This is a genomic window from Ruegeria sp. HKCCD8929, assembly GCF_013031405.1.
Classification (GTDB): Bacteria; Pseudomonadota; Alphaproteobacteria; order Rhodobacterales; family Rhodobacteraceae; genus Ruegeria.
The window spans coordinates 1-22,078 of sequence record NZ_WPZY01000024.1; the positions used below are offsets into that span (position 1 = coordinate 1).

At 57.8% G+C, this 22,078-nt stretch carries 22 protein-coding genes and 1 pseudogene; 12 read left to right on the forward strand and 11 right to left on the reverse strand.

Features of this window, described 5'->3' with window-relative positions; genetic code table 11:
• A partial coding sequence (locus GOX53_RS22705) for a TniB family NTP-binding protein (protein ID WP_174867714.1) occupies window positions 1-453 on the forward strand: 453 nt, incomplete at its 5' end.
• Window positions 454-457: 4 nt separating this feature from the next.
• The gene (locus tag GOX53_RS22710; protein WP_256415898.1) at window positions 458-1,504 is read left to right on the forward strand and encodes a TniQ family protein; all 1,047 of its coding nucleotides are present in this window, start codon (window positions 458-460) and stop codon (window positions 1,502-1,504) included.
• Here the strand turns inward: GOX53_RS22710 and GOX53_RS22715 are convergent.
• A complete protein-coding gene (locus GOX53_RS22715; RefSeq protein ID WP_171180477.1) occupies window positions 1,501-1,731 on the reverse strand; it encodes a hypothetical protein in 231 nt (76 codons plus the stop codon). The genes GOX53_RS22710 and GOX53_RS22715 overlap by 4 nt on opposite strands.
• A 74-nt stretch (window positions 1,732-1,805) precedes the next feature.
• On the opposite strand from GOX53_RS22715, the pseudogene GOX53_RS22720 reads away from it, so the two are divergent.
• The 3 genes and pseudogenes from GOX53_RS22720 to GOX53_RS22730 all read left to right on the forward strand — a co-directional run bounded on the left by GOX53_RS22720 (window position 1,806) and on the right by GOX53_RS22730 (window position 4,365).
• A pseudogene (locus GOX53_RS22720) lies at window positions 1,806-2,485 on the forward strand (IS6 family transposase).
• A 280-nt stretch (window positions 2,486-2,765) separates the two neighbouring features.
• The gene (locus tag GOX53_RS22725) at window positions 2,766-3,812 is read left to right on the forward strand and encodes a LacI family DNA-binding transcriptional regulator (protein WP_171180479.1); all 1,047 of its coding nucleotides are present in this window, start codon (window positions 2,766-2,768) and stop codon (window positions 3,810-3,812) included.
• A gap of 187 nt (window positions 3,813-3,999) precedes the next feature.
• On the forward strand, window positions 4,000-4,365 hold the full coding sequence (locus tag GOX53_RS22730) for a hypothetical protein (RefSeq protein WP_171180481.1): 366 nt from the start codon (window positions 4,000-4,002) through the stop codon (window positions 4,363-4,365).
• 649 nt (window positions 4,366-5,014) lie between these two features.
• Here GOX53_RS22730 and GOX53_RS22740 read toward each other — a convergent pair.
• The 7 genes from GOX53_RS22740 to GOX53_RS22770 all read right to left on the reverse strand — a co-directional run bounded on the left by GOX53_RS22740 (window position 5,015) and on the right by GOX53_RS22770 (window position 12,318).
• The gene (locus GOX53_RS22740; RefSeq protein WP_171180482.1) at window positions 5,015-5,521 is read right to left on the reverse strand and encodes a DUF2165 family protein; all 507 of its coding nucleotides are present in this window, start codon (window positions 5,519-5,521) and stop codon (window positions 5,015-5,017) included.
• A gap of 53 nt (window positions 5,522-5,574) precedes the next feature.
• Window positions 5,575-7,239, reverse strand: a complete 1,665-nt coding sequence (locus tag GOX53_RS22745; protein WP_171180485.1) for an ABC transporter substrate-binding protein — start codon at window positions 7,237-7,239, stop codon at window positions 5,575-5,577.
• Between the two features lie 65 nt (window positions 7,240-7,304).
• Window positions 7,305-8,189, reverse strand: a complete 885-nt coding sequence (locus GOX53_RS22750; RefSeq protein WP_171180487.1) for a TauD/TfdA family dioxygenase — start codon at window positions 8,187-8,189, stop codon at window positions 7,305-7,307.
• 4 nt (window positions 8,190-8,193) lie between these two features.
• Window positions 8,194-9,603: an FAD-binding oxidoreductase gene (locus GOX53_RS22755; RefSeq protein WP_171180489.1), complete on the reverse strand. Its 1,410-nt coding sequence runs from the start codon at window positions 9,601-9,603 to the stop codon at window positions 8,194-8,196.
• A complete protein-coding gene (locus tag GOX53_RS22760; protein ID WP_171180490.1) occupies window positions 9,597-10,838 on the reverse strand; it encodes an amidohydrolase family protein in 1,242 nt (413 codons plus the stop codon). The genes GOX53_RS22755 and GOX53_RS22760 overlap by 7 nt, the downstream gene beginning before the upstream one ends.
• Window positions 10,835-11,626, reverse strand: coding sequence for a creatininase family protein (locus GOX53_RS22765; protein ID WP_171180492.1), 792 nt, complete (start codon window positions 11,624-11,626; stop codon window positions 10,835-10,837). The genes GOX53_RS22760 and GOX53_RS22765 overlap by 4 nt, the downstream gene beginning before the upstream one ends.
• The gene (locus GOX53_RS22770) at window positions 11,623-12,318 is read right to left on the reverse strand and encodes a glutamine amidotransferase (protein WP_171180494.1); all 696 of its coding nucleotides are present in this window, start codon (window positions 12,316-12,318) and stop codon (window positions 11,623-11,625) included. Before GOX53_RS22770 ends, GOX53_RS22765 begins: the two co-directional genes overlap by 4 nt.
• On the opposite strand from GOX53_RS22770, the gene GOX53_RS22775 reads away from it, so the two are divergent.
• The gene (locus GOX53_RS22775; protein WP_371810405.1) at window positions 12,312-12,833 is read left to right on the forward strand and encodes a RidA family protein; all 522 of its coding nucleotides are present in this window, start codon (window positions 12,312-12,314) and stop codon (window positions 12,831-12,833) included. The genes GOX53_RS22770 and GOX53_RS22775 overlap by 7 nt on opposite strands.
• 263 nt (window positions 12,834-13,096) lie before the next feature.
• On the opposite strand, the gene GOX53_RS22780 is transcribed toward GOX53_RS22775, so the two are convergent.
• From GOX53_RS22780 to GOX53_RS22790, 3 genes are read right to left on the reverse strand one after another with little or no spacing between them, the layout of a single operon-like run.
• Window positions 13,097-13,570, reverse strand: a complete 474-nt coding sequence (locus tag GOX53_RS22780) for a thioesterase family protein (RefSeq protein ID WP_171180495.1) — start codon at window positions 13,568-13,570, stop codon at window positions 13,097-13,099.
• The gene (locus GOX53_RS22785; RefSeq protein ID WP_171180496.1) at window positions 13,570-14,460 is read right to left on the reverse strand and encodes an amidohydrolase; all 891 of its coding nucleotides are present in this window, start codon (window positions 14,458-14,460) and stop codon (window positions 13,570-13,572) included. Before GOX53_RS22785 ends, GOX53_RS22780 begins: the two co-directional genes overlap by 1 nt.
• The gene (locus GOX53_RS22790; protein ID WP_171180497.1) at window positions 14,457-15,458 is read right to left on the reverse strand and encodes an ester cyclase; all 1,002 of its coding nucleotides are present in this window, start codon (window positions 15,456-15,458) and stop codon (window positions 14,457-14,459) included. Before GOX53_RS22790 ends, GOX53_RS22785 begins: the two co-directional genes overlap by 4 nt.
• A 159-nt stretch (window positions 15,459-15,617) precedes the next feature.
• On the opposite strand from GOX53_RS22790, the gene GOX53_RS22795 reads away from it, so the two are divergent.
• The 6 genes from GOX53_RS22795 to hisD all read left to right on the forward strand — a co-directional run bounded on the left by GOX53_RS22795 (window position 15,618) and on the right by hisD (window position 22,018).
• Window positions 15,618-16,670 carry an ABC transporter ATP-binding protein gene (locus GOX53_RS22795; RefSeq protein WP_171180498.1) on the forward strand — a complete coding sequence of 351 codons (1,053 nt, stop codon included), beginning with the start codon at window positions 15,618-15,620 and terminating at the stop codon, window positions 16,668-16,670.
• Window positions 16,671-16,765: 95 nt separating this feature from the next.
• A complete protein-coding gene (locus GOX53_RS22800) occupies window positions 16,766-18,010 on the forward strand; it encodes an ABC transporter substrate-binding protein (RefSeq protein WP_171180499.1) in 1,245 nt (414 codons plus the stop codon).
• 70 nt (window positions 18,011-18,080) lie between these two features.
• Window positions 18,081-19,112, forward strand: a complete 1,032-nt coding sequence (locus GOX53_RS22805; protein WP_171180500.1) for a carbohydrate ABC transporter permease — start codon at window positions 18,081-18,083, stop codon at window positions 19,110-19,112.
• A 9-nt stretch (window positions 19,113-19,121) separates the two neighbouring features.
• Entirely contained in the window at window positions 19,122-20,003 is an 882-nt protein-coding gene (locus tag GOX53_RS22810; RefSeq protein WP_171180502.1) for a carbohydrate ABC transporter permease, read from the forward strand.
• A gap of 132 nt (window positions 20,004-20,135) precedes the next feature.
• Entirely contained in the window at window positions 20,136-20,666 is a 531-nt protein-coding gene (locus GOX53_RS22815; protein WP_171180504.1) for an ester cyclase, read from the forward strand.
• Between the two features lie 11 nt (window positions 20,667-20,677).
• Entirely contained in the window at window positions 20,678-22,018 is a 1,341-nt protein-coding gene (gene hisD, locus GOX53_RS22820) for a histidinol dehydrogenase (protein WP_171180506.1), read from the forward strand.
• The last annotated feature ends 60 nt before the right edge of the window (window positions 22,019-22,078 follow it).

A 22,078-nucleotide genomic window follows, 5' to 3' on the forward strand; every position in this document is an offset into this window, starting at 1 on the left:
CTGCAGCCGGCGGCGCTTCTGCTGGATGAGTTCCAGCATGTGGGGGCATCGGGGGTGCGGGATGTTCAGGCGCTCCTGAACCTGATCAAGTTTCTGGCCAATGAGCTTGAAATGCCCGTGATCGCCTTCGGGACCGATGCCTCCCTGCATGTTCTGAAGCTGGATACCCAGGTTGACAGCCGGTTTGACAAGCATGGCCTGCGGATTTGGCGCGACAATGAGGCTTTCGCGGATCTGGTGTGCAGTATCGTGGCTGCAATGCCCCTACGCGCACCAAGCCCGGTACAGGAAAGGGCTGTGATGCGGGCGCTTGTGGCCCTGTCGGGCGGTATCACGGGGGATGTGTTTCATCTGCTGACGACGGCCGCAGCCGCAGCGGTCGGGGGCGAAGAACGTATCACGCTGCGAGGTCTCGAAGCGGCTGCGGCTGGGGAATGGCGAGCCCTTGCCTGACAAATTGCCATTTGTCCCTACACCTCGGACTGGAGAAAGCCTTTCGGGCTGGTTGAGTCAGCTGGTGGCGCTGTATTTCGGGACGGAACGGCGCATGTGGCGGTGGATGGGGCTGCAAAACGGCCCCGCGGATAGTGATCGTCCCGATCGCGACCATCTGGAGGCGCTGACGTGGCGCACTGGTATCGATGTTGCGCGGTTATCTGCGATGGTGTTGCCGTGGGTCGAGGAGGCGCCCAGGCTTGCGGACCGGCTTCGGGTCACAGTTGCCCCATGGCGGATCGGGCCGTTCCGGCTGTTTGATGACACCCGGCGCTATTGTCCCCTGTGCCTGGCCACGGCTACGCCGCTATGGCCGCTGCACTGGCGCATCGGCGGTCCGGTATGTCTGACGCATCACGTGTGGCTTGAGCGGGCGTGCAGCCAGTGCCACGGGCCCCTGCCTGTGACCGGCCTGCCGCCAACCGGTTGTACCCGCTGCGCTACACCCTATCGCGCCACCCCGGGTAACCCGGTTGATCCAGGGGCAATGGCGTGTCTGGCCTCGGTCCATGGGCGTATTGTTCAGATCGTGTCTGACCCCGACCGGACACGGGTCCGGGCGATGACCGGGGCCTTGGATTGGGCTGCGCTGGGACAACTGGCCGGGCAATACGGACATCACCTCGCGTCAGACGCATCATTGGGAGACCGGCGGATTGCTCTGGAAGCCTGTGCAATCGCTGCCTCGGAACAAAACGTTGTGCTGACGGAAACGCCGATCTTGGCGGCGCGTGAGGGGGTTCCGATCCGAGGCGGGGCGCGTGTCGCACCGGCGTGCGGGGCCGTGGTGCCACCAAAACTGCCGCACCCGATCTCTGTCCTCGACGGGCTGAAAGAGCGCGTGGCTGAGGCATTGGCGCAAGCCCGCAGAGATTTGGCGGCTCAAAGTCAGCCGGTCACCGCGAAAGCATTGCGTCGGAAAGCCGATCAGATCTTGCGGAAGCCGAATGCCGGACGGGGCAGGGGTCTACGGGTTACGGACCAATGCCGTCACGAGTCCAGTGGTTAAGGAAAACCGACAATGGCGCGCAGTTTGCGCCGGAATGCGGGCAAAATCAATGAGAGATGATAAGCGATACTTATCGGATATAACAAGCGAAATCCAAAAGTCGCGCGGTAGCGCGCAAAACCATCAAATTCTGCGCGCCATGGAAGGAAGCCGCGATAGCCAAACTGAAAACCGCCCTGGCTCTTCGCTTGCCAGAGACCCGGATGGCGGGCGGGGTCCGGATCCACAGCAAGTTCTCGCCCCGGCTGCCCAAGATGGGACCCTCATGTGATGGCGCCCCGAATTTCGACACAGGCGAGATGTGAGGATCTCAATCCAGGGCGCACATCTGCCAGTCGAAGTGATCTTGCGCCCGATGTTCTTCCATCCACGATATCCAGTGTTGCATCGAGGTTTGGAAGAAATCCTGGCCGAGCGAGGCGCATCGGTGGAATACACGACGCTGAACCGATGGGTCACACGATACTCTTGTGCCATTGCAGAAGCAGCGCGTCGTCGCAAATCGCCATGTGATCGCTCTTGGAGAATGGACGAAACTTACATTGAAGTTAAAGGCGCGTGGATTTACCTCTATCGAGCCGTCGGCAAACACGGTAAGATCCTTGATTTCATGCTTTCACGACGTCGAAACAAGCCTGCGGCCACAAAGTTCTTCGCCCGGATGTTGGAGGCAAATCGACTGCAGAGGAAGATGACGATCGACAACAGCGTCACTAACACCGTAGGTGTTGAGACCATCAACATAATGCTCAACGGCTTTGGCTGCCCGATGCCAATCGAGATGGTGAGGCGGAAAAACTTGAACAGTATCGTCGAGCAAGATCACCGTTTTATTTTGCGGCGCACTCGCCCGATGCTGGGGATTAAAGCCGTCGCTTCAGCAGCAGCGTTAGATGGAATCGAAGTCGCGGAAGTGGCCGTAATGGTCAGCTAGCGCCTGGATTCTGCCCGTTTCGTCAATTCGCGGAACTGGCTGCGTAACCGCGGGTTCGGTGTGATCTCCTCGTTCAATAAGAAACTTCGCAACAAAACCGGGCTGGCGATAACAAACATCCCTGCAACCCTGGAATCAACCCCGAAACTTTGCGACAGATCCTATGCATGCGCTTGCAAGTACTGTGAGGCGAACTGTGAGCCAAGAGTGGAATCATGGAAACCAGATCACAAAAACAGCCTGTAAGCGCAAACATACAGTTTTGCATCCTGAGTGCGTTAGACTACACTGCGCGCGGCCATGAAACGTACGCGAGGCGTGCCAAGAATGAGAAAAAGATCAATCACATCGTACGATGTGGCCAAGGCTGCGGGGGTTTCGCAATCGGCAGTGTCGCGCGCATTTTCGCCCAATGCTTCGATTGCTAAGGCAACGCGAGAGCGTGTTCTCGAGGCTGCCAAAGAACTAGGGTACCAGCCCAACGCTATCGCGCGTAGCATGTCCTCGGCGAGGATTGGCGCGCAGCAGAAAACCGGCTTAATCGGGGTCATCTTCACGCGCTTCGAGGATCCGTTCTTTGCGCGCATGGTCGCGGATCTAAGCCGTAGCGTTCAAGCCTGTGGATGGCAGATGCTGCTGTTCACCGTGGACACGCATTCTGAGGTTGATAGCGCGCTCAACACGCTAATGCAGTACAAAATCGATGGCGCGATCATCATGTCAACGATCCTCAGCGACCAGATGGCCCAGACCTGCCGTGCGCGCGAGATACCGGTCGTGCTATTCAACCAAAGCGTCGAGGGGCTTGATGTGAACTCGGTGCAGATCGACAATCGAGGCGGTGGACGTCTCGCTACCGAATGTCTTGTCGAGACCGGACATGATCGCATCGCCGTCGTCGGCGGCGAGACTGGCGATGCAACACTGATGGCGCGTGAGACTGGGTTCGTCGAATATTTGTTAGAGGCCGGTGTGGAACTGTTCATTCGCGAGGAGGGCAACTTCACCTTCTCAAGCGGACGGGAAGCAGGGCTTCGTCTGTTCTCGCGCCGAGAAAGCCCCGACGCTGTATTTTGCGTAAGCGATGTCATGGCATTGGGTGTGCTTCATGCGGCGCGATTCGAGCTTGGGCTTCAGGTGCCACAAGACTTTTCGCTGCTGGGCTTTGAAGACATTCCTGCGGCAGAATGGCCGGGTCATTCCTTGTCCACGATTCGACAACCGACCCGTCGCATGATCCGCGATGCGGTCAACATTCTTGTTGATAATATGCAGGATCTCGACAGTTCTCCGCGCAGGGAGAGGTACAAGGGAACACTGATATTACGTGAATCGTGTCGCAAACGGAATCTGCCGGAAGCTACACAGCGTTGACGCGATTCCGCTTTGATTTTTTGTGACACACGCTTCCTCGACGGGCGTCGCAATCTTACCAAAAGTAGATCAAGGGACCCGTCCCGCCCGAGGGCTGGCGCTTGAGAGGAGCAAAGTGCTTTCGTAACCTACAATCATGTCCAAGTTCAGGATATTTCGTTGCTTCGTGGCTAGCCCGGGACAGTAATTGCGCTACGTTGTTGCCTTCATCCTGAAGGAAAACATTGATGGCGAGGCGCTGGAGTGGGCCGCCGGGCGCCTATTGCAACATTCGGAACGCCGCAAGATTTTGATTGTTCGTTCCGAGGGCGCACCAGTCGATCCGGCCACGCTGAAGCGGAATGACACTAAGGTCATTCTCGACCGGCACCTGCACGAAGTTATAGCCCACGTGGGCTCGAAAAGCAGTATCCCGCTGTGTGCGATCGGTAATCAGCATGACGTGTCGGCTCACTATCCGATCAGCCGACGGGTGGATCGCGCGGAAGACCTGGTCGATGTTGTGGTCGACCTTCTGGATCAATTTCAGCAGTCCGGTCGTCAGAAAGGTTGATGCACTATAGACCGCTCTGGAAGCCTACTTCCTCAACGGTACTTGGTCTTTGAACGTGATTGCCCACATTGCCCCCAGGTCCCCCTGTGTAGAGTTTCCCGAGACGAGATTTTGGGTTTGAGTGGTTCCATTGAGGAGAAGCCGTGATTGACGAACGGAACACCAAGGCGGGCGAGGCGGAACGCGCCCCTCACGCTGGAGACGGCGAGCCCGCGGCACAACGGAAACAGGATGCTGTTCTGCCTAAATTGCGAGGAGAGGACCTGGAGTTGGTCAGCCGAAATTGGCGTGAGCGCTGCTGATCTGAGCGGTTGGCGCGACGCTTTCTCTCCGGCGGCGTGGCTTTGCTGAAGAGCCGTGTGGAATATGACTGGAATCGTGAGCTGCGAACGATGCGCAGAGCGATTCCAGTGGCTTCCATTGTTCTACCTTCTGATACGTTACAGGAAACTCGTGCTCGGCGCTTGTGATGTCGCACTACACTCGACGGAGCAGACCAACAACAGGACTGTTTTTGCGGCCGAACATGTCTGCAAATCAACGTGTGAAAGGCTTTGCCGCCGTCAACTCAGGTGAACCCACCGGCAATCTCAGAATCAAGGAGCTGGCTTCAAAACTGGCTACGCTGTTGTCTTATGCACGGATAATGTCAGGCAAAATAAATGGCCAGCGCGATCAGCCCAACGCAATTGGCAAGTCCCCAAAGCAGCATCTGGAAATGAGTATTTTGACCCCCTTCATGCCCGAACCAGTAGCAGAAGTAATTCCCTGCGATCAAAAAACCGGCCCAGGTGGCGCAAAACAGCAGTGTAGCAATCAGGCCCAGCGATAGTCCCGTTGAAATAATGACAAGGCCCGAAGCTGCGCCTGCCAATGCTCCAACACCAAGCCAAAGCCCGGCGACGGCCAGCATTTCCCAGCCGACGATGAACGAGAACAAACGGCGACGGATCTTACGGTTGGTGAGCCGCCGGTAAGCAACATGCACGTAGGCTTCCGGATATTCCTCACGCATCCGCTCCATGTCCATGACCTGCGCTGTATAGGATTCGTTCAAGAACGGGTGAAACAGATTCTCGAACACACCTATAGTTAGCCAGGCCGCCATGAATGCCAGGTTAACGCACCCGGCAACAAGTAAAACAGTATCCAGCATATTTTATCCGTGGTTTTTGCCTGCCCGGGATCGGCCCGGACAGGCAGCAAGGTTCAGAATTCCCAGTACATGTACTGTGGGTAGAGCTCGTTCGAAATATGCACCGCTGCCCCTTTCAGGTTGCTCTTGCAGTGATTGTGGAGCGCCCGCCAGTAGGGCTGAATGATCACGCCTTCATCAATCATGATCCGCTCCAGCTTGGCCATGATCTCGCGCCGGGCGTCCGGGTCCGGCGTTGCCAATGCCTGATCGACCAGCGTGTCGAATTCGGCATTGGCGAAACCGGTTTCGCTCCAGCTCGCGCCGCTTTTGTAGGCGAGCGCGTAAGTCTGGATGCCAAGCGGGCGGTGGTTCCAGTTGGTGACCGAGAAGGGATATTTCGACCAATCGTTCCAGAAGGTGGAAGACGGGTAGACCGTGCGTTTCACTTTCATGCCCGCGTCGCGCAACTGACCGGCAATCGCATCACCCGTGGCCTTCCAGAATGCGCTGTCGAGCGTAACGAGATCAAACTCGTAGTCGCTCATCCCTGCCTCTTCCAACAATCCCATGGCAGCCTCGGCATCGCGCTTTGGGGCACCGATATCGGCATATTCTGGATGCTTGGGCGACACGTGATGGTTTTCGGCGACGCTGCCCAGGTTGTTATAGGCCAGTTCCAGGACGGTTGGGTTGTCGACTGCCAGCGCCAGTGCGCGACGCACACGGGCATCGGAATAAATCTTTTTACCGTCCACCTCGACCTGCTGATTGCAGCGTGCTAGCACCGTTGCGGCGGTTTCCACGCTGTTCTTTGTCCAGCCATCAAGGCTATCGAAAACAACGATATAATCGCCCTCAGTGTCATAGGTGACGTCGTATTCGTCGGCTTCGGCACCGGCGTAATAGGCGCTTGGGTCCGCGCCGAAATCGATGAACTCGACCCGATCCATGTAGGCACCATTGCCGGCGTTCCACCATTCGTGCCCTTCATTGCGCACCAGTGAGGCACTTTCGCCGACGCTGTAGCTTTCCGGCAGATAGGCACCCGTGCCGATCGCGTTGTCGAGCATGCTGGCTTCGTCGAAACTTGGGTGAACGATGGCTGCGGGATAATCAGCCAGACCGGCGATCAGCGAAATATCCGATCGCGGCAGGGTCAGGCGAACGGTATGGCTGTCGGCAACCTCCAGAACACCGTCCGTCATCTTGCCGCTGTCCGCATCAACGATCACCGCGAACTTGTTCGCCATAGCATTGCCTTCAACCGTGCTGTCGCAGAAACGTTCGATGTTGAAGGCAACGTCCTCAGCGGTGAAATCATCGCCATTGTTCCATTTCACACCCTTGCGCACGTTCAAAACATATTCGGTGGCATCGTCGTTGATTTCCCAGCTCTCCAACAGGATCGGAGTGAACGTGCCGTCCGAGTTGTACTGGACCAGATATTCCAGCCAGCCGCGCGTGAAGGTCGCCAGCGAGTTGAAATCGAATTTGCGCGGATCGCGCATTGTCACGAGTTGCTGTTGGATGCGCACGGTGCCGCCCATCTGCGCATCCGTTGCCGCGCGGGCAGGGGCGGCCATTCCCATCATGGCATAGGCCGTCGCAGCGCTTGCGCCAAAGCTACAGGCGGTTGCCAGAAACTCACGCCGTGTGACCGGGTCGGCATCGGGTTTCGGCGCCGATTTTACCAGGGCTTCCGGCAGTGGGCTGCCGCTACGTGTTCTAAATATCATTTGCGTTTCCTCTCTGTTGGGTCGTGAGGTGGACCGCCCGCAAGGCGTAGTCTTGTTGTTCCGGTTCAGGCCGGAACACGGATCAGGCTGATTCCGTCTGCTTCGGTGGCCGAGCTGCAGATGCTCGACAGCGTGCGAGGCTGTTCATAGGGCCAGGGCGTGCCACGATGCACGACTGCGCGCTGATCCCAGATCAGCACATCGCCTACGTTCCACTGATGGGAATAGACGAATTCCGGCTGTGTGCAGAACGCAATCAGCTCGTCCAGAAGCGCCTGGCTTTCGGCCTCGTCATAGCCGTCGATTTTGAAGGCATGGCTGGCGATATAGAGTGCTTCGTGCCCGTTGGTCGGGTTTTGCCACACGGCCTTCCAGTGCTGGTCGGGCCATTTATTGAACATTGGCAGCTTTGCCAGTTCCGGAGAAATCTTGCGCCGTGAATGGCTGTAGCGGTGCCAGATACCGCGGTTGCGGACGCGCGCCTTCAACGCTTCCGGCATCGCCGCCCAGGCGGCGCGGGTGCTGGCAAGCTCGGTCGCGCCGCCTTCGGTGGTGACGACCCGACCGATCAGGATGTTGGTTAGCGCCGGGTTGGGCAGAAACGTGCTGTCAGAATGCCACAGGAAGTTCGATTTCAGGTTCAGCGTCTTGAGATCCATTTCGCCGGTGGTTGAGCCGTCTTCCTGCACGTTCGACACCTGGGGAACTTCGAACTTCTCGCCGGGCTTGCGTTCATCCGCCTGCCGGTCCTCGATCGGGCCAAACAGCTTCGCAAGCGCCATGTGCTTTTCGTCGCTTATGTCTTGCCCGCGAAACAGCAGGGCGGAATGTTCCTCGAACAGCGCACGCAACTCCGGAAACAAATTGTCCGCTCGCACGTCCGCCAGATCAATGTCGGAAACCTCGACCCCGAACAGTTGTGTCAGAGGTTTTGTCTGAATAGTGGTCATGTCCTCAACCCTTTGCCTTTGCTTCAATTTCCTCAGCAGAGAGGTGTTTGACCTCTTCCCAGGCCCGTGACTTGCCGGGGTTCAGCAGTCCCTTGGGGTCCATCCGTTTTTTCCACGCCAGATGGCGATAATCGGCGTTCTTCAGCCCGCCGCCTTCGACGTGATAGGTATGCGCATCCGCAACGCTGTGGTTGTGTTGCTCATAGATGCCGTCGATCTCACGCAGCCGCGCCTCGTCCGAGAACCAGATGATCGGCAGGTCAAACGCCACGATCTTGCCGTCCAGCAGGGCGAATTCGTGGTGCTGCCAGACGTCGTCGCCAAGGGCCGCACCCACGGCGGCGACCGCGTCGGCATCCGCAGGATTGGGCACGCCGATCTGCTGATAGGTGGCCGAACGGTCGGCCTTCAGCACCTGCAACGTCGTGTGGTTGTACGCAAACTCAAAAACATGCGGCAGTTTCGCCGCCAGCCGTTCGTCGTCAGTCATCGCAAGGTCCAGATGACCGCCCTGATCGGCGATCATCTCGCGGAACGCCTCTATATCCTCGACCGGAACCAGCGAGACGAGAAGATGCTTGCCTTCCCGAATGTGCCCCTTGAGGCGCGGGAAATATTCGACGATCCGAGCTTCGACCGTACTGGCCAATTTTCGGCCGATATCTGATGCCGAAGCCAAGGCGTAGCCTGCGGCATAGCAATCCCGGTAAGTATCAAAAGTCGCCATGCAGCCGATCCAATCGCGGTGCGGCACGGTGCGCAGGGTGACCTCGGTGATGACCCCGTTCAACCCCCAGGCATGGTGAATTTGCAGCGCCTCTTCAGCGTCGAATACATGCTCTTGCGGGTCAGCCTCCATCGACAGCGCCTTGAGCTGGATGATGTTGCCCTTTTCGCGCAGCGCGCCATTGGCAATCGAGCCGATCCCGGCGGACCCACCGGCGACAAAGCCGCCGATGGTGGCGATATCCTGCGTCGAAGGGAACATGGCCATTTCCCAGCCCTGCGCCATCAATGCCGCGTTCACATCCGCCATGAGCGCACCAGCCTCGGCGCGCACATATCCTTCGCCGATCTCAAGGATTTTGTTCATTGCCGTGGTTTCGATGATCAGCCCGCCCTTAAGGGGCACCGCCTGCCCATAATTCCCGGTCCCTCCGCCGCGCAGGGTAACAGGCAGGTCTTCCTCATAGGCGCGTTGCAGGCAGTGGCGCATCTCGGACGTGGTCTTCGGGACCGCGACCAGATCGCCGAAGCACTTTCCGAGCTGCGCGTTCAGCAGCGGGCTGTACCAGAAGAAATCCCGCGAGCGTTTCTTGACCAATACAGGTTCCGAGATCACCTCGACCGGGGCCAGACTGGCGGCAAAGGCGTCCCAATCGGTTTCGGTGCGGTCCATGGTTTTCGCTACCATTTTTGTTCTCCTTGCAAGACCTCGGCCAACGGGCGCGGCGAGCTGCCGTTGCTCAGAATGGCCGTGACCGAGGGGGCGTCGAACAGTTGCAGATCCCCGATTGCGGCCCCGTCGACGGTTATGGGAGCAAGGCCAAGCGCGCGGCGCGCGCCGGTGGTGATCATAGGAAGATGGCTGCCAAACGGCGGATCCAGATGCGCCGCCAAAGCCGCCAGCGACAGGGTTGCCAAGGGGTCATGGCTGCCCAGCGGGCAGAAGGCGTCGCAGACATTGTCGGCGCCCAGCACGACGTTGACTCCAGCTTCCTGCAATTCGCGGATGCATGTGATGCCGCGCCGATCCGGAGTCCCTTTACGGCGGCCCTGCAGATAGAGGTTGGTGGCAGGCAAAGCAGCAATGGAAATTTCGGTCTGTGCCAGTTTATCGGCGATGCGCCGCACGTCCGAAGCTTCAAAATTCATCAGGCTGCAGGCATGCCCGCACAGCACAGGGCCCTGAAACCCGGTTTCCAGCGCGACATCCGCGATCATCTCCAGCCCGTCCAGGCCGGGTTCCAGCCCCTCATCGACGTGAAAATCAAGCGCCGTGCCAATTCTTTCCGCGACGCGGAACGTGCTGAGGATACCCTCGCGCCGGTTCGGCTGGTCCAGAACAAACGCGCCGAGGACCGCATCTGCCTGCGACACCTGACGGGCACAAAGCGCGGCATAATCATCCTCGGTCATTCTGGCCACATCGGTCAGCGCCGCGCGCTGCAGAACAGTAGCGTCAGGCAGGTCTTCGACCAGTTCTCCTATGATGTCCCACGCCAAGGGAGTGGCTGCCGGATCGGTGGGTGTGCCCCAATCCACATGCGTGCGAATGGCGACACAACCTGCATTCAGCAACTCTTGCAACCCACGCCCCGCACGCGCGCGGATATCGGCTTCGGTCCACGTCTCGCGCTCCCGCGCCTGGGCCTCAATGGCCTCGGCCAAACCGCCGCCGACACCTTCCATCCGATCGATGGTGTGGCATTTGTCCAGATGCACATGCGGTTCGGAAAACTTGGGCAGGACAAGGCGGGTCGGAGTGGTACTGGCGGGTTCCAGCCCGGCCACACGGCCGTCGCGGATTATCAGATCGCCCGCAAGGCAATCACCCTGTAGCTGCCCGCCGAAATCCTCGTCTGCCAGCACCGAGGTGGGGACTCGCACACCGGGCAGTCGCGCCACAGATGGAACAGCATCTCTCATGAGCCACTCCTGTGGTCGAAACGAGCAAACTCGGCGAGAAACAGCGCGAAATTGCGACCCGCAGAAGCCAGCATCGTCTCACCCTTTTTCGCAGTGGCAGCAGAGGCGTCTCCACAGACGCCTTCAGGGTTGAGATCACCCGTAATCCACCCGGGGGAGGCTGGCTGGCCGGTCAGGCCGATGAACTTGAACTCTTGCTGCCAATCTTCCATCGCTGCGCGAAAATTCTCCGCCTTGCCCATGTCCACCAGATCGGGCCGGGCCGCTAACATGGCTGAGGTTTCGCTGTCGCCCGCATGCAGGTCCACGGCATAAGAGGCCGGGTCGAATAGCCCTTCGGTTTCGGCGAAACCGGACCACGAACATACCGCCACAATCAGATTGTGGTCGACCCGCAACTCACGCGCAGCGACCTGCAACAACGCGGTATTACCGCCGTGCCCGTTGAACAGGACCAGACGCTCAACCCCGGCCCGCGCCACCGAAGCGCCGATATCGCGCAGCGCCGCCAGAAGCGTTTCAGGAGACAGGCTCAGAGTGCCGGGAAAATGGTTGTGTTCGTTGCTTTTAGTGATTGCCAGCGCGGGCAGTACCAGGACCGATTGCTCTGCGCTGAGGTTGGCCAGCATTCGCGCGACTGCTTCTTGTGTCAGGTCAGTATCGACCGAAAGCGGAAGATGCGGCCCATGCTGCTCGGTCGCGCCCAGTGGCAGCACTGCCACCGTGTCAGATGGCAACGCCCCGAAATCAGGTGCCTTCAGATCGGCCCAATGCCCTTGAACACTCATGCCACCCGCCCCAGAAAACTGTCAAGAAACCCGTTGAACCAACGCCCCTGCGCTGCATCATGTGCATCCATCAACCGGTTCTGCGTCTGCACATCCTGCACACCGGGCCTTCCGTACACATGCTTCTTGCTGTCCTGCCAGCGGCGGAACCCAGTTGGTGTAACTTCGGAATGGAACTGAAAGCCGTAGACGTTATCGCCGTAACGGAAGGCTTGGTTTGGGTATTGGGCATTGCCAGCAAGCCGAACCGCCCCTTCGGGTAAGTCAAAGGTATGATAATGCGCCTGGGTAACGACCAGCGGCTCCGCAAGGAAGCTTCCGGCCTCTTCCGTGGGCTCCAGCGGATAGTATCCGAACTCGAAGTATTCTTCTTCCGGCGCTCCGGCCCAGGCGCCCAGGTGATAGGCGATTTGCTGACATCCTTGGCAGATGCCCAGCAGTGGCATTCCCTGTTCCAGGCATTGGCTGATCCAACGATCTTCCTCAAGCAGGAAGGGGTATTTTGATGTTTCGAAAACATCAAACAGACCGCCATAGATCACCGAGGCGGCAACCTCGCCGACATCATCCAGACGGTCCCCGGAAAAGGGTTTGCGTGTTACGGCCTCATAGCCATTTGCGGCCAGCCAGGTGACGACACGATCATCGCCGGGCTCATCGCCATGGCGCACCAAAAGAACACGCGGTGCCATATTCTCCCTCCTTCAGAGAATTGGTTTTGCGTGGCCCTGATGTTGATCTGTGCCAGAGAATGTCTTTAGGCTTGCAAACTCACAGCTATCTTGCAAGCCTTTTGTGTGACCGGGAATTCGGTAATAAAATGAAAACCTTAAAACCAACCTCCATTCGACTGCCTTTCGGCAACTATGCCTATGGAACCGAGATACCAGCTGGCCAGCGGTTGGTTGTCACCTCTGGTCAGCTCGGCATTCGGGCGGATGATTCGATCCCGGAAAACTGCTATGAACAGGCCGTGATTTGTTTCGAAAACATCCGCGAGATCCTGCGCCATGGAAAAATGGAACCCTCCGATATCGCCCATATTTCAGCTTACGTAACCAGCCGCGACCACATGGCCGATTACATGCGTGCACGGGACGAATTTCTGGCCGGGACCGGGCGGATTCCAAGTTCAACCTTGCTGATCGTTTCAGGATTCACGCGTGAAGAATTCAAAGTCGAAGTGGAGGTAATGGCCGCGAAATAAAATTTGCCCTTCCCGACGCACGTAAAGACAATCTGAAGATACTGTCTTGGCGACCTCAGACGCCTTCTTCTAGGTAAGCTTCCGCTTGATTGCATACACGTAATCAAGTTGGCAACGCCTTACGTGGTTGCCCTCGTTTCGTGCTTAGTCCACGGGGTCTCACCCAGGACCGTCGCTTGTTCGCCATGTGGTTCCTGCGTTTTCTTAACCATTCCGGCGAACCACTTCAGCGAAGGAGTGTCGTTCTTTCACGTGTGTAGGTATCAAGTTGAGCGTGAGTTGCGTGCGATCGTCATCGAACGTGAACGGTGCTTTAGTTCTGCCGCATCGACAGACGACAGCGTTGCTGACTGCAAACGTTGTAAAATCTCATCCGGGATCGGGGCGGCTTGAGGGGTTGGTTTTTGCCGGACGTGAAGCTCCATGAATTCGCCAACAGCAGCCAGATCATCACCGTTCCGCATCTGCATGTGCAGATGGAAACGCTTTTCATCACAATTTAGAATACGCGTCTCAATTCGAAGATTGTCAGCTTCCTTGACTTCCCGCAGATAAAACTTGTGGTCCTCAAGTAAATAGATCGTGCACCCGGTGCGCGCGCGATACTCTGCATCGAACCCAACCTCATCCTGCATCGCATCGACAGCATAGCTGAATACCAGCCCGTAATAGGCGTCTTGCATGTGACCGTTGTAGTCGATCCATTCAGGTTTCACTGTGGTCTTAAAAGTGAACATCAATCCCGGGGCACCTCAAGATCATAAAAACGCGCAGCGGTTTCTCTGAACACCCCCGAGTGTGCCTCAGCAGGGACCAGATCACGGTAAGCCTGAGCTAGAGATGTATAATCACAATAAAGCTTGTCGACCGGGAAGTTTGAGCCGAACATGACTCGATCCGCCCCGAACTGTGCAAGGCACTCATCCACAATTGGGCGTATGCTTTCCACGGTCCAGTTGTGATCGAACATCCCCAGGCCAGACAGTTTGCAGGTAACCTGAGGAAGATCGGACAGGTGCCGAAGGTGCTTGGCCCACTCTTTCAATCCTTCAGGACTGCGGTCGTGCGGTGAGCCTGCGTGACACAGCGCAACCTTTGTATTCAGAGCCTGTGCCAGTACCCCAGCCGTCTTCTCCATTAAGCCAGGAATGAGTTGCAGATCAAAGCTGAGACCGCGCCGCCCAGCTTTCTGCAAACCGGTCAGGAAACGCGGATCGTCCAGTAGGGTATTGGTGCCTGTCTGCGCGTCCTCTCCGGGTGCGCGGCCAACGATCTGGCGCACGCCACGCACAGTCGGAAGGGACTGAAACGTCTCTAGCTGGGCGGAAAGGTCGGCCGAGGTCAGGTCACAGAACACAACCTGCGCCATCGGCCAGTCTGGATTGGCATCGGCGACGGATTGGACCCACTGAGCTTCGTCCAGACCGTTTTCGGCCCCCACCTGGATATGGATCGACGCGCGGATGCCGCAGGGCTCGGCCTCGGACCGAAACTCCCGCAGTAGGAAATTTCTTTGAATCGGCGTCGGGTCGCCAAAGAACCTTTCTACCCCGCGTGCCATCAGCCACGGGTAGTGCACTGCCTCCAGGTCCCAAAGGTGGTGATGTGCGTCGATCCAGCCGGTCATGTGCGCGGCACCTTGGCCGTGCGTTCCAGAATATCGACACCCTGTTGCTTCCAGAAATGCAGCAGGTCGATGAAGATCCAGTTCTCAGCCAGCTTGTCACCCTCGCGCCGATAGATGTCAATCACCCGGAATTCACCGGCTTTGTCGGTGGCGGGCATGCCCATGAACCCGCCGGTGGGCCGCGCCGTGAAATTCGGCCAGCCGAAAAAGCCGCCATAATGACCTTCAGCCATGCGGCAAATGTGTTTGGTCTTTGAACGGTCCGTGAAGGAGGCCCTGAACGGGCCGGCGTGCTGCTTTGCGTAGCGCTCAATCGTATAGGTCGCACCGATCCCGGCTGGCCCCCACCAGATCATGTCTTCGCGCCATGTCTGGCGCAATTCGTCGTCAAGGCTCAGGCCGCTGTTCCATTGGCCGATATCGAAAATCATGGCATTAATCGTGCCGAGGGTTTTCTCGCCTTCTTCGGCGGGCTGCGGGCCGAACATCAGCCCGTCATGCGTCATCGGCCCGGGTTGAACCAGATGGGCCGCAGTCTGTGGTGGAAAGGGCTGCAGCCCGGCCTGCATCATGAAATGCGGGATGTCGAAATACATCGCCGTCTCGGTGAATTTGCCATTCTCGACCTTGTTGAACTCGCAATAACGCAGAAACGCCATCTTGCCTGTTGGGGCGATGCCCAGCCATGCATTGTCGAACAGGCCCATTAGGTGCCCCATCGAAACAACCCAGACCGAGTTAAACCCGTCCATTTCGTTTTTACCGGCCATGAACACGTCCATCCGACGTTGCAGGTGCTTTAGGCTGTGCTTCAGAGGGTGCCAGAATTTCTGTGCCACATCTTCAGTGCCATGCAGCTTATCAAACGGATGGAACCCGCACCAAAGGTAGTCTTCTGCGCAGAACACGGACATCGTGTTAGCGATATCCGATTCTTCCGCGTTGCTTAGTGCCCCATAATAATCAAGAACGACTGTTTTTTCGGCTTCATAAGACATGTCGTTTTCTTTCAGTACTTTAACAACAGCAGCGCAGCGGCTGCCAGTGTAATCGTAGACGTTGTTGCACGCGTATGCAAAAATCACTTGCCAGATGTTTCATTAGATGTCTATGCTTTTTGCAAACGTATGCACAGAGACCTATCTGGGAGGGGCTCAATGGCCGAGATTCAACTTCGCAACGTCGGAAAACGCTGGGGTGCGTTCGTAGGGGTCGACAATTTCGACCTGACGATCGCAGATAAAGAGTTCCTCGTATTGCTCGGACCGTCTGGCTGTGGGAAGACGACCACCATGCGCATGATCGCCGGCCTCGAGGACGCTTCGGAAGGTGACATTCTCGTAGACGGTAAGCGCGTCAATGACCTTGAGCCCAAAGATCGCGATGTAGCGATGGTTTTTCAAAGCTACGCGCTTTACCCCAACCTGAATGTCTATGAAAATATACGATTTCCGCTGAAGGTGCGTGGCGTCGATCCGGCTACTCATGACGAAAAGGTACGCCGCGCCTCGGCCATGGTTGAGCTTGACGATTTCCTGCATCGCAAGCCATCGGAGCTTTCTGGCGGTCAGCGCCAGCGGGTGGCGCTCGCCCGTGCCGTTGTGCGTCAGCCCAATGTGTTTTTGATGGACGAGCCACTGTCGAACCTTGACGCCAAGCTCAGGGTTTCGACACGTGCGCAAATCAAAAATCTCAGCCACGAACTGGCCGTGACCACTATTTATGTTACCCACGACCAGATCGAAGCGATGACACTGGCGGACCGTGTCGTGATCATGAAAAAGGGTGTGGTCCAGCAGGTCGGCACCCCGGTCGATATCTACGACCGGCCCGCCAATGCCTTCGTTGCCAGCTTTATCGGCAGCCCTGCAATGAACCTGATAGATGGCCAGATCTCTGGTGGGACTTTTACCGCTGACTACACGTCGATTTCCGGCCTCTCTGCTCCGGACGGGAAGGTCACGCTCGGCTTCCGCGCTGAGGACGCGCAGGTTGTCGAGAGTGGCGGGCAGATCACCGGGCCGATCTATACGCTCGAACTTCTGGGCGATGCGACCATGGTTTCTGTTCGAATTGGTGGCGCATTGGTTCAGGTCAAGGCAGACAAGAATTTCCGCGCCGAGATTGATGACACTGTCTCGATTTCGATCCCGAGCGAGCACTGTCACCTTTTCGAAGCCGGAGAGGACGGGGCAAGAATAGAGGCCTGATGCCTCAAAAAAGGGCCCCCGAAAACCCGCGGGGGCAGACCCTTGGGTGCGCGATTGCAAGGCGCACCCGACCAACCTGAAACAGGGAGATCAAGATGTTTCTGAAAAAAATTGCCGTCGCTGGCGCGTTTGTGGGCTTCATGGGGAGCGCGGCACATGCCGCCAATTGCGGGCCGGACGGTCAATCAATTCGCATTCTTGCGTCCGACTTCCCGGCCATCCATGCGGTCGCCGGATTGGCCGAGGAAAATTGCGCGTCTTCAGCCTCAGAATTCAGCCGTAACCACACGACTGAAGCGCGCCAGATCATGAATGCCGCGCTGACGCCGAACCCGGCGGAATACACCTCGGTGATTGTCGCCAATGCGACTCTGACCCAACTGATGAATGACGGTCTGGTCCGTCCGCTGAACGATCTGGTCAAAAAATATGGCGAAAACATCCCGCCCAACCTGCAGATCAAGATCGGTGACGACGTCATGGCAGTTGCGTTTATGGCAAATTCCCAGCACCTGTTCTCGCGCAAGGACATACTGGAGCAGGTTGGAATCGACACAATCCCCTCCACCTATGGTGAGGTCGTTGCCGCCGCCAAGGCCATTCGCGAGGCGGGCATTATGGAATACCCGATCGTGATGAACGTGAAGACCGGGTGGAATGTTGCTGAATCCTTCAACCTTGCATTCATGGCGCATGGCGGCCAGTTCTTCAAACCTGGCACCGCCGAGCCGACCGTGAACAGCCCGGAAGGCGTCGCCGCGCTTGAAACCCTGAAATCGCTGGTCGAGTACGCTCATCCGGACCACCTGACCCAGGCGTCGAACGAGACCCAAGGCCTTTGGGAAGCCGGCAAGGCCGCCCTTGGCATCATGTGGGGCTCGCGCGGAGCACCGATCATCGACGATGAAGGCTCCAGCGAAGAGATAACATCAAACACGGTTCTGTCCGCTGCGCCATCGGTTGAGCCGGGGGGCGTTCCGGGAGCGACGCTGTGGTGGGACGGTTTCACCATCGCAACGAACGTGTCGGATGAAGAAGCCGAGGCGGCCTTCGCAGCACTGGCCAGCGCGCTGACCCCGGAGATGGTTGCCGCCAACAACGACGACGCGGTTTGGCTGCTGGAAGGCTTTAATCCGGGTCCTGCGGCGGCCGGTGTTACGGCTACGGTCCAGGGTGGGGCCAAGCCCTACCCGATGATCCCACAGATCGGGATTATGCACGGCGTGTTGGGCAACGAACTGACCGACTTCCTGAAAGGCGGTGAAAGCGCCGAACAGGCCCTGGCTGACGCCGAAGCGGCCTATATCACAGCGGCCAAGGAAGCCGGGTTCCTCAAATAACACTCCCCGACTCGAGGGGGTTTTCGCGGGCCCCCTCATCTTTTTCGGACTCAAATCTGGAACGCACGCTATGAAGCATCGCACCTTTTTCTGGTTCATTCTACCGACGCTCTCCGCAATGATCCTGTTCATTGCGCTGCCAATCGTTTCGGTTTTTGTTCAATCGCTTTTCGTCGAACACGAGCAGGTTCTCATTGTCTCCGAAAGCTGCGGTCCGTTTGGCTGTACCGAGTCAACGGCGGTGGATACCGAAGCCACTGCTAGGCTCAACGAAGAAGCACCACTTGGTCGCTTCAACGGGCTAGGCACTTATTTCAACCGATCTCACCTTGCTTTTGCCGAAATAGGAGAGGCCTGGGCGGCTTCCGACAGCCTCGGCGAGTTCTGGAACAAGGTCTACAACCTGCCATTCTACAACGCTCTGACCTTTACCCTGACTTACACCTTTCTCGTGACGCCTCTGGTGCTTGTTCTTGGGATGGCCGTGGCGGTTGGCGTTAACAATCTTCCCCGTATTTTCAAGGGGCCGGCGATCTTCGTTTCGCTTCTACCCTTCCTTGTGACCCCTTTGGTCGGCTCGCTCATCCTGTTCTGGATGGTGGACGGTGATGGCGTCATCGGCGCAACAATTCAGAGAGTATTCGGTGACCCTACGCTCAGCCTAAAGGCGTCTACACCGCTCATGTGGTTCATGCTGATGGTCTATGGTGTCTGGCACACCCTGCCTTTCAGCTTCATCACATTCTATGCAGGGCTTCAGACCGTCCCAGAAGATACAATGGAGGCCGCGCAGATCGACGGCGCCACCAAGTGGCAGCGAATGATCCACGTCGTTGTGCCCCATCTGATGCCGCTGGTGACCTTTGTGACGCTGATGATGATCATGGACAATTTGCGCGTGTTTGAACCGATTGTCAGCTTTTCCGCGGAGGCTCACGCCCGCTCGCTCAGCTGGATCATCTTCAACGACCTGCGCGAAAGCGGCAATCCGCTCTACGGTTCGGCGGGCGCAACTTCGCTGCTGACTATTTTCCTTGTGGTCATCCTGATGTCACCGGTGCTTGTTCGCACCTGGCGCGACTTCACCCGTAAATCTCACTGAGGACACGACATGGCGACCAAAGCACAATCCCGCATGACTCCGCTAAAGCTGTTCTCCTACGGCTTCGTTGTCCTCTGGCTGATAATTGCCGCCTTCCCGTTCTTCTGGACCTTCTGGGGCAGCTTCAAGGTACAGGCTGACTTCTTGTCCAAGGCCGACTGGATGAACGCACTGACCGGCGCCAACACGATCGAGCAAACCGGCGGTGCCTTTACCGGTGCCGGTTATCACGGGGCATGGGTTCTGGAAGATTTCTGGTTCAACTTCAAGAACACCGGCATCGTGGTTTTCTTCACCGTGCTCATCTCGCTGACCTTCGGAACGCTCGGGGGTTATGCGTTGGCGCGCTCCGGTTTCCGCTATGCGTTCTGGATCCTGATGGCCGCACTCGTGTTCCGCGCGATGCCGCATATGACGCTGGTTTCAGGTTACCTTTTGTGGTTTTTTGAGTGGAATGTCTGGGGCATTCTGCCGACAACCATCATCGTTCTGGTGGCGATCAATCAGCCTTTTACCCTGTGGATGCTGCACTCCTTCTTCAAGAACATCCCCAAGGACATGGACGAAAGCGCAATGGTCGATGGTTGCACCCGGTTTCAGGCCTTCTGGCACGTGATCGTCCCGGTCATGTGGCCCGGCGTGATCACCACCGGCCTGTTCAGTTTCCTGCTGGCCTATAACGACTTTACCGTGGCCGTGATGCTCTTGAGCGAAGAGAATGAGACCATCATTCCCGCCATCAACAGCTTCATGGGCACCACCCAGATCGAAGGCAAGGTCATGTACGCGGTTGCCGCCGTGGTTTCTGCCACCGCGCCGCTGTTTGTCCTGATCCTGTTCTTCCAGCGCCAGATCGTCAGCGGTCTGACCGCCGGAGCGGTAAAGGGCTAATGAGCGCCGCCAGATATAATGCAGTTGGGCGCCACCCGGCGCTCAACCGGATGCCAAGGGATTTTCTGTCAGCCGACTAACTCTCCCCGTCAGCTTTGAATTTCCCTTGGCAACCGAAAAAGGACGAGAAACATGAAGGGCTCCCGCCCCGAACAGGCCGTGCTGACCAAAGACACGGACATGAGCAAGACAGATGAAACCCGCGCCGTGATCGAGGCGATGGTCGACGGGCTGAACGACCATCGCATAAACGACATTGGCGAGTTTTTTTCGGAAGGATTCCGCTGGCTGGGCAACCAAGGCTGCGGCACCAAGACCGGGCTGAAAGAATTTCAGGAAAACTGGCAGCGCCCATTCCAAGCTGCTTTTTCCGACAAGGCCTGCATCGACGAGGCCCGGCTTTACATGGGCGAATGGGCCGCCGCGTTTGGACGGCAAGAGGCGACGCATTCTGGAGAGTTCCTGGGCATCGCCCCGACCGGCAAGCGGGTCGAGATCCGTTATATGGATTTCTGGAAAGTCGTCGACGGCAAGATTGTCGATAATTGGGTGAATGTCGACTTCGCCCATGTCGCCGCTCAACTGGGCGTTGATCTGTTCAACGGAAAGGGATGGGAAACATTCGACCGGGGAGAAAAGACTCCGCCCCGGCCCGACAATTGAGGATTAGGACAATGGCTATCGAATATCTGAAACGCGGCAAACCCGAGGCCGACCGGGCCGAGGACGACGCCAAAACCCGCGCCGTCGTTGAAGCGACGCTGAAAGACATCGAAACCCGCGGTGACGCCGCCGTGCGTGAGTTGTCGGAGAAGTTCGACAACTACTCGCCGAAAAGCTTCCGTCTGAGCCAACAGCAGATCGACGATCTGATCGCGTCGCTGACCGAACGTGAACTGGCCGATATCAAATTCGCCCAGAAGCAGGTGATGAATTTCGCTCAGGCGCAGCGCGACTCGATGCTGGATATCGAGATTGAAACTCTGCCCGGCGTGATCCTCGGGCATAAGAATATCCCGGTGCAGTCCGTGGGCTGCTACGTACCGGGCGGCAAGTTCCCGATGGTGGCTTCGGCGCATATGTCGGTGGCAACCGCCAAGGTTGCAGGCGTTCGCAGGATCATCGCATGCACGCCTCCGTTTCAGGGCAAACCGAACGCGGCCGTGATCGCGGCCATGCATCTGGGCGGCGCGCATGAGATTTATGTCATGGGCGGCATTCAGGCCATCGGCGCCATGGCGATTGGCACGGAAACCATCGATCCGGTTCACATGTTGGTGGGACCGGGCAATGCCTTTGTTGCCGAAGCCAAGCGCCAGCTCTTCGGCCGCGTCGGCATCGATTTGTTCGCCGGTCCGACCGAGACCATGGTCATCGCAGATGAAACCGCAGCCGATGCCGAGCTCTGCGCGACCGATTTGCTGGGACAGGCCGAACATGGTTATAACAGCCCCTGCGTTCTGGTCACCAATTCGCGCAAGCTGGCCGAGGAAACGCTGAGCGAGATCGATCGTATCCTCGGCATCCTGCCCACCGCCGGCACCGCCAAGGTCAGCTGGGAGGAATATGGCGAGGTCATCGTCTGCGATACCTATGACGAGATGCTGAAAGTGGCGGATGACATCGCGTCCGAGCACGTTCAGGTTATGACAGACCGCGACGATTGGTTCCTGGAGAACATGACCTGTTACGGCGCGCTGTTCCTGGGTCCGCGCACCAATGTCGCAAATGGTGATAAGGTGATCGGCACCAACCACACCCTGCCAACCAAAAAAGCCGGGCGCTATACCGGCGGGCTCTGGGTCGGCAAGTTCATGAAAACCCATAGCTACCAGAAGGTCGTCACCGATCAAGCCGCGACGATGATCGGCGAATACGGCTCACGCCTGTGTATGTTGGAAGGCTTTGTAGGCCATGCCGAACAATGCAACATCCGCGTCCGGCGTTTTGGCGGCATTAACGTGCCTTACGGTGAAGGCGCGGCTTATCGCGAGACCGCAGACGCTTCCTCGTAAGCGGGAGGTCATTGCTACAGAACTTGCGCCCGGGTTCGCCCGGGCGTTACGGATTTTGAA

What these genes read in the sequence shown, in the direction of transcription:
- GOX53_RS22725 (WP_171180479.1), top strand. Translation starts at nt 2,766, where the DNA reads ATGAGAAAAAGATCAATCACATCGTACGATGTGGCCAAGGCTGCGGGG.
- GOX53_RS22740 (WP_171180482.1), bottom strand. Translation starts at nt 5,521, where the DNA reads ATGCTGGATACTGTTTTACTTGTTGCCGGGTGCGTTAACCTGGCATTC.
- GOX53_RS22745 (WP_171180485.1), bottom strand. Translation starts at nt 7,239, where the DNA reads ATGATATTTAGAACACGTAGCGGCAGCCCACTGCCGGAAGCCCTGGTA.
- GOX53_RS22750 (WP_171180487.1), bottom strand. Translation starts at nt 8,189, where the DNA reads ATGACCACTATTCAGACAAAACCTCTGACACAACTGTTCGGGGTCGAG.
- GOX53_RS22755 (WP_171180489.1), bottom strand. Translation starts at nt 9,603, where the DNA reads ATGGTAGCGAAAACCATGGACCGCACCGAAACCGATTGGGACGCCTTT.
- GOX53_RS22760 (WP_171180490.1), bottom strand. Translation starts at nt 10,838, where the DNA reads ATGAGAGATGCTGTTCCATCTGTGGCGCGACTGCCCGGTGTGCGAGTC.
- GOX53_RS22765 (WP_171180492.1), bottom strand. Translation starts at nt 11,626, where the DNA reads ATGAGTGTTCAAGGGCATTGGGCCGATCTGAAGGCACCTGATTTCGGG.
- GOX53_RS22770 (WP_171180494.1), bottom strand. Translation starts at nt 12,318, where the DNA reads ATGGCACCGCGTGTTCTTTTGGTGCGCCATGGCGATGAGCCCGGCGAT.
- GOX53_RS22780 (WP_171180495.1), bottom strand. Translation starts at nt 13,570, where the DNA reads ATGTTCACTTTTAAGACCACAGTGAAACCTGAATGGATCGACTACAAC.
- GOX53_RS22785 (WP_171180496.1), bottom strand. Translation starts at nt 14,460, where the DNA reads ATGACCGGCTGGATCGACGCACATCACCACCTTTGGGACCTGGAGGCA.
- GOX53_RS22790 (WP_171180497.1), bottom strand. Translation starts at nt 15,458, where the DNA reads ATGTCTTATGAAGCCGAAAAAACAGTCGTTCTTGATTATTATGGGGCA.
- GOX53_RS22795 (WP_171180498.1), top strand. Translation starts at nt 15,618, where the DNA reads ATGGCCGAGATTCAACTTCGCAACGTCGGAAAACGCTGGGGTGCGTTC.
- GOX53_RS22800 (WP_171180499.1), top strand. Translation starts at nt 16,766, where the DNA reads ATGTTTCTGAAAAAAATTGCCGTCGCTGGCGCGTTTGTGGGCTTCATG.
- GOX53_RS22805 (WP_171180500.1), top strand. Translation starts at nt 18,081, where the DNA reads ATGAAGCATCGCACCTTTTTCTGGTTCATTCTACCGACGCTCTCCGCA.
- GOX53_RS22810 (WP_171180502.1), top strand. Translation starts at nt 19,122, where the DNA reads ATGGCGACCAAAGCACAATCCCGCATGACTCCGCTAAAGCTGTTCTCC.
- GOX53_RS22815 (WP_171180504.1), top strand. Translation starts at nt 20,136, where the DNA reads ATGAAGGGCTCCCGCCCCGAACAGGCCGTGCTGACCAAAGACACGGAC.
- hisD (WP_171180506.1), top strand. Translation starts at nt 20,678, where the DNA reads ATGGCTATCGAATATCTGAAACGCGGCAAACCCGAGGCCGACCGGGCC.